The following is a 6,018-nucleotide window of genomic DNA, read 5'->3' on the forward strand; positions in this document are numbered from 1 at the left end:
ATTTAGTAGGGAAATTTATGTCAATTACTGTTGAGGTAGAACTTAAAGATTTTCTAATTCAAATCAATCAAAAGTTAGACAATATTCAAAAAGATGTTACTGATATTAAGATTGAACTTAGTGAAGTTAAAGGTGAAATTAAGCGTCTGGAGGGAAAAATTGATGGTGTCGAGAAGCGTCTGGAGGAAAAAATTGATGGTGTCGAGAAGCGTCTAGAGGAAAAAATTGATGGTATTGAGAAGCGTCTAGAGGGAAAAATTGATGGCGTGGAAAAGCGCTTAGAGAATCAAGAGTTTGTCAGTCGAGGGATTTTAGTTGCTTTAATTGTAACGATTTTAGGCGGTTTGGCTAAATTGTTTGGTTTAGTAGGAAGTCCTTAAAAATTGCTAATTCTAAAACTGCAATTTAAAGTTAACTTTAAAAGAATAATTTTGGGGTAGCAAAAATGACTGATAAAAGTTATTATTCAGAAATAGGGGGTGATGTTAAAGGTCTTATTGGTGATGGTGAATTTAAGGGAATTGCGGGTGATATTAGTGGGGGTGTAATCAATCAATATATTATCACCCAAAAGTCAGGAGTTGAGATTCAGTCTCAAACTTTAATTACGGGTTCACCTTATTTGGGTTTAAGGAAGTTTGAGGTAGATGATAAGGATAGGTTTTTTGGGCGAGATAATTGGATTATTGAGTTAACCGATTATTTAAAACAACAGAATGTTTTATTGCTTTTAGGTGCGTCAGGAAGTGGTAAATCTTCTCTCGTGCAAGCGGGTTTAATTCCTAAGTTAAAGGATGATTTTGGCGCGAATAGATTGGTTAATTTAACTTTTGTTCCTGATGTTAATCCCTTTGAGTCTTTTTATGGTTGTCTTTTGGCAAATAGATATAAACAATCCCAAGCGAAATTAGCACAAGCTGTTAAGGAAGAGACTTTAATTAAGGTGGTTGAAGAATTAAAAAATAATTCTGATTTATGGTTTATTTTTATTGACCAATTTGAGGAGTTATTTACTCGTACACCGAAGACGGAAAGAGATATTTTTATTAAAAGTTTGATTAAATTAATTGAAAATAATAATAGTTTAGTTAAAATTGTGATGACGATGAGGGCGGATTTTTTAGATAAATTAAGTCCTTATCCCAGTTTAGGAAAAATCCATGATCAGTATAGCAAGATGTTAACGGATATGGATGAAAGTGAGTTAAGATTAGCGATTGCTGAACCGGCGGCGAGAAATGGGGTAATTTTTGAAAAGGGATTAATTAATCAAATTATTGCCGATTTTTATGAACAGGCTGGCTCTTTACCTCTGTTACAATATACGTTAGATTTATTGTGGCAAAAAAATCATATTCAAGAGCGGGTTTTAAATATTAAGACTTATCAAGAGATTGGTGGGGTAACGGGTGCGCTAGAAAAACAAGCGGATAAAATTTATAGTCAATTTAATGAACAGCAACGGAAAGCAGCAGAGGAAATTTTTCTAGAGTTAATTAGTTTAGAAGGGAAAGAAGCAGTTAGCAGAAGGGCGGATAAATCGAGTTTTGAACAGGAGGAAATGCAAAAGGAGGTTCTCTATCAATTGATAGATAATCGTCTGTTGGTGAGTAAGGGAGAAGACGGGAAAGCAACGGTTGAGGTGGCACATGAAGAATTGTTGCGGTGTTGGCAAGTGTTACAGGATTTAATTCGAGAAAAGGAGGAGATAATTGTTCTGAGAAGTCGTTTATATGCTGATGCTAAACAGTGGGATGATTTACAGAAGCAAGATGCAGTAAAAGCGAGTAGTGAGCTTTGGGGAGGTTCTAAGTTAGCCAAAATTGTTGAGTTTCAAAAGAATAATTCTCTGCCTAATTTAGATCCTGTGGCGATAGAGTTTATTAAGGCGAGTATTAGTCAAGCAGAACGACAAAAAAACGAAAAAATTAGAACAGCGCGAAGGATTGCGGTGGTTTCTTTGGTGGCGGTGGTGGTTAGTAGTAGTTTGGGTTGGATGGCTTGGCAAAAAACCAGACAAGCAGAATTTAATCAAGCTGAGTCTCTTGGTAGATATTCCTTATCTCTATTGAATGAACATAAAAACTTGGAGGCTTTCGTCGAAGCGATTAAAGCGGGAAAAATTCTACAAAAGCAGCAGACGTACAACAAGGAGGTGACTAATGCCTTACAGGAACTTCTCAACCGCAAAAGTGAACGCAATCGCTTAGAGGGGCATGATGACTTTGTCCAGAGTGTTAATTTTAGTCCCGACGGCAAGACTTTGGTGAGCGGTAGTAGGGACAAGACTATCAAACTCTGGAATGTAGAAACAGGACAAGAAATTCGCACCCTCAAGGGGCATGATAGCGGTGTCGGAAGCGTTAATTTTAGTCCCGACGGCAAGACTTTGGTGAGCGGTAGTTGGGACAAGACTATCAAACTCTGGAATGTAGAAACCGGTAAAGAAATTCGCACCCTCAAGGGGCATTATAGCTTTGTCTATAGCGTTAATTTTAGTCCCGACGGTAAGACTTTGGTGAGCGGTAGTGACGACAAGACTATCAAACTCTGGAATCTTGGGACAGACTGGGGCTTAAGTGATTTAATGGGGCGTAGTTGCGATTGGGTGCGGGTTTATTTGCACAATCCTAATTCTGGTGTTAGGGAGGAGGATAGGGGTTTGTGTGATGGGATTGGGGGTAAATCGTCAGTATCAGGATTTTGAGGATTAGAGGATTTTCAGGATGCTCAACCTTAAAAGATTGTCAGGATTTTCCAAGTAAATAATCCAGTTAATCCTAAAATCCCGTTAATCTTGGTTTAGACTTCTTTGTGAGGATACAGAAGGATTGTAGGGCGATGCAGAAGAGTTGTAGGACAATACAGAAAGATTGTAGGATAATGCAGGACTTAAACGCTTTAATGGGGCGTAGTTGCGATTGGGTGCGGGTTTATTTGCACAATCCTAATTCTGATGTTAAGGAGGAGGATAGGGGTTTGTGTGATGGGATTTGATCCCCCCCTGCCCCCTTATCAAGCTATCCATTAGTCAGAGCTTTCTTAACAAAAAGAGAAGAAACTTAAAAAAAGGGGAAACGATTGATAGGTATAGTTTTGAAAGAAGGAATTAAGGTGGAGGTAAGCAAAAAAATGGAGAAATGGGCAGCCCAAGAATTACAGTATGCAGACCTAGGGGACACCAGAAAAAAGAAAAGGTTAATCAGTATCGTGGAAAACTTGGCCAGCTAATCTAGTACAAGTGTGCCACAAGCTTCGGGAAATCTAGCCGCAGCGAGTGCCACATCTGACTTTTGGAATTCCCCCTATTTTCACCCCTCAGATCTAATTGCCGCCCAAGCCAAAAGTACAGTAGAAAGAATCAAAGAACATCCAATAGTTTTGGCAGTTCAAGACACAACCAGTTTAGACTTGACAACACAAAAAGCCAAAAAAGGCATGGGTTATCTAGATTGTAAAACATCCTTTGGACTCAAAGTTCATACCAGCTTAGGAGTGTCACCGCCAGGAATAAGCTAAGACGCATTTAAACCGCTTATTCTTAGATTAGCCGAACCTCCCCCCCTTGCCCCCCGACCCCCACCCCTAGGGTTGGAGGGGGCCACCCCCTGCCACCAGGAAAAACTTTTTGCCGCAAACCCTACTTACCTCACCATTAAGATAACTGCTATAATTATTCGATTCAAGAGCCAAAAGTAAAACCAGAAATATAGAGAGCTTAGTAACAAGCTCTCTATAAAGTTTAGGTCTTTTACCACTTATCTTCTAGACTAGTATCTGTTAGCAGTATTCAAGCTAACCACTTGAATATTCAGATTAATTTTTTGTCCTTCCCGGCTAATTTCTACGGGCAAATTATCGCCAATTTGAGTATTAGCAACAATTTCCCGAACCGCATCGGGATCGGTGACATTCTTACCACCTACAGACTTTAACACATCACCCGATCGCAATCCTGCTGCTGCGGCAGGAGAATCTCTCATCACTCGCACTAACAAGACACCAGAATCATCGGGGACAGTCCAATTATCAGCCATGGGACTATCGGCTAATTGTTCTTTTACCTCTGGAGTTAACTGCACCATTTGAACACCGAGATAGGGATGTTCTACCTTACCCGTGGCGATTAATTGTTCAGCGATTTTTTGGGCAGTTTTAATCGGAATAGCAAAACCTAAACCCTGGGCATTTTGAATGATAGCGGTGTTAACTCCGATAACTTCTCCCCGAGCATTTAACAAAGGTCCGCCGGAATTTCCGGGGTTAATTGCCGCATCGGTTTGCAGGAAATCCACCAATTTATCACTAGCACCAATTTGGGAGCCATTGCGTTCCTTAGCACTAATAATCCCCGTGGTGACAGTGTTATCTAATCCCAAAGGATTACCGATAGCGATCGCCCATTCTCCCACCTGTAAACTATCAGAATTACCTAATTTAACCGTGGGTAAATTGCTCGTTTCCACCTGTACCACTGCCACATCAGTTAAAGGATCACTACCTAAGACTTTGCCATCAATGGTGCGACCATCTTTGAGGGTGACAGTCACCTTATCTGCTCCCTCGACAACGTGAGCATTGGTGATAATTTTACCGTCATTACTGATAATAAACCCCGAACCTGTACCTCTTTGAACTTGTTTTTCTCCTCGCTCTGGTATTTGAGAACCGAAGAAGCGACGGAAAACAGGATCGTTAGCAAATTCGCCTAAATCACCGCCTCCATTGACTTCCCTAGAAGCATTAATTCTTACCACCGCCGGCCCCACTTCTTGCACCACAGAAGCGACAAAATTGGTGGGCATAACCAGAGACGAGGGAGCGGCAGCCGCTGGTGCGGAGGGGCGAGGATTATTGGCAGCGGGGGCAATATTTTGGGCTAATTCTAGAGGATTTTGACTGTAGGCATAGGTAGCACCGATACCTAACCCAGCACCCAAAACCAGTAAAGAGGAATAGGCAAAAAGTTTTTTCATCGCAGAAGATTTGGAGCGTTTGGGATTGCCTTCGTTGCGCGGGGAAATATTATCGTTAAAAATATTGCGAGTCATAGTTTTTATTGTTTAACCATTCTGAGAAGGGAATAAAAGTCAGTCCTAGTAATCGTGGGTGTGAGAGGAGTGTTTCGGAAAACGGCTGAGGACTGACTATCTCTAATTTAGGCAGGGGATATGAACTTACTGTGACGCAGACATGAAGTTTTGATTGCAAGGTCATTATCCTAGTGGATAGACAGATAGAAAGATAGAGAAAAAGGTCAATGATAGATTTTTCCGGCTCTTCGGTTTGTGTTATGCAATGGACGGGGGTTATAAGGAATGGAACCCTTATATAGAAAGGCATTTAGGATTTTTGTCAATTGTTTTTGTCTAGAGCGAACTAATCAATTAAGTCTTTTGCCAAATAAGGATTTAGTCGATTTATGCCCCCCTATCGAACCATACCAAGTAACGAAGAAGGCTCTTCGGTAATTGTTATGCAAATAATTAACTTAAAATAAAATTCGATGAGAGTACCTACGCTCAAAAATAGCTAAAATTCATACAGGGAAAGACTTAAGGCACAAACTGGTTAATGCTAAAAAATAGACAATTGAGTTAAGATTTGATATAATAGCCAAAAACCACAGTATTTTACTTATGATACTTGTAGAAGGAACGTCTATTCAAGGCTATCTACACCTAGAAAATATCGGTATAGTTTGACGAATCGAATCGAAAAATCAAAAAGCAATCTGTCCTCGTTGTGGGTTAGAGAGCGATAAACTCCACCAAAATCATCGACATTTAGTCAAAGATTTACCGCTCTCAGGACAACCAGTGTACCTACAGGTTAATCGTCGTCAATTTAAGGGCGATAATTGTCGAAAACCCTTTGGTGAAGAGTTAGATTTTGTCGCCAGTAAACGAACCTATACGAAAAGACTAGCCGAAAATATACTCGAACAATTAAAAGAAGGAGATATTTTAAATGTTAGTCGAATAAATGACGTAACGGAAGAAGAGATTCAAAGAATGA

General features: G+C 40.0%; 3 protein-coding genes and 2 pseudogenes. 4 read left to right on the forward strand and 1 reads right to left on the reverse strand.

From position 1 onward, the window contains the following. Positions 1-17: 17 nt before the first annotated feature. The 3 genes and pseudogenes from O9324_RS07390 to O9324_RS07400 form a co-directional block, all read left to right on the forward strand. A complete protein-coding gene (locus tag O9324_RS07390; RefSeq protein WP_288139856.1) occupies positions 18-380 on the forward strand; it encodes a coiled-coil domain-containing protein in 363 nt (120 codons plus the stop codon). Between the two features lie 65 nt (positions 381-445). Then, positions 446-2,707 carry an NACHT and WD repeat domain-containing protein gene (locus O9324_RS07395; protein ID WP_288139857.1) on the forward strand — a complete coding sequence of 754 codons (2,262 nt, stop codon included), beginning with the start codon at positions 446-448 and terminating at the stop codon, positions 2,705-2,707. 425 nt (positions 2,708-3,132) lie between these two features. Continuing rightward, positions 3,133-3,513: pseudogene (locus O9324_RS07400) on the forward strand (IS4/Tn5 family transposase DNA-binding protein); the annotation flags it as partial. 257 nt (positions 3,514-3,770) lie between these two features. Here the strand turns inward: O9324_RS07400 and O9324_RS07405 are convergent. Then, the gene (locus tag O9324_RS07405; RefSeq protein ID WP_288139858.1) at positions 3,771-5,051 is read right to left on the reverse strand and encodes an HhoA/HhoB/HtrA family serine endopeptidase; all 1,281 of its coding nucleotides are present in this window, start codon (positions 5,049-5,051) and stop codon (positions 3,771-3,773) included. Between the two features lie 588 nt (positions 5,052-5,639). On the opposite strand from O9324_RS07405, the pseudogene O9324_RS07410 reads away from it, so the two are divergent. Further along, positions 5,640-6,018: pseudogene (locus O9324_RS07410) on the forward strand (transposase family protein); the annotation flags it as partial.

It is taken from the genome of Microcystis sp. LE19-84.1B (assembly GCF_027531875.1).
Classification (GTDB): Bacteria; Cyanobacteriota; Cyanobacteriia; order Cyanobacteriales; family Microcystaceae; genus Microcystis; species Microcystis panniformis.

What these genes read in the sequence shown, in the direction of transcription:
- O9324_RS07395 (WP_288139857.1), top strand. Translation starts at nt 446, where the DNA reads ATGACTGATAAAAGTTATTATTCAGAAATAGGGGGTGATGTTAAAGGT.
- O9324_RS07405 (WP_288139858.1), bottom strand. Translation starts at nt 5,051, where the DNA reads ATGACTCGCAATATTTTTAACGATAATATTTCCCCGCGCAACGAAGGC.
- O9324_RS07390 (WP_288139856.1), top strand. Translation starts at nt 18, where the DNA reads ATGTCAATTACTGTTGAGGTAGAACTTAAAGATTTTCTAATTCAAATC.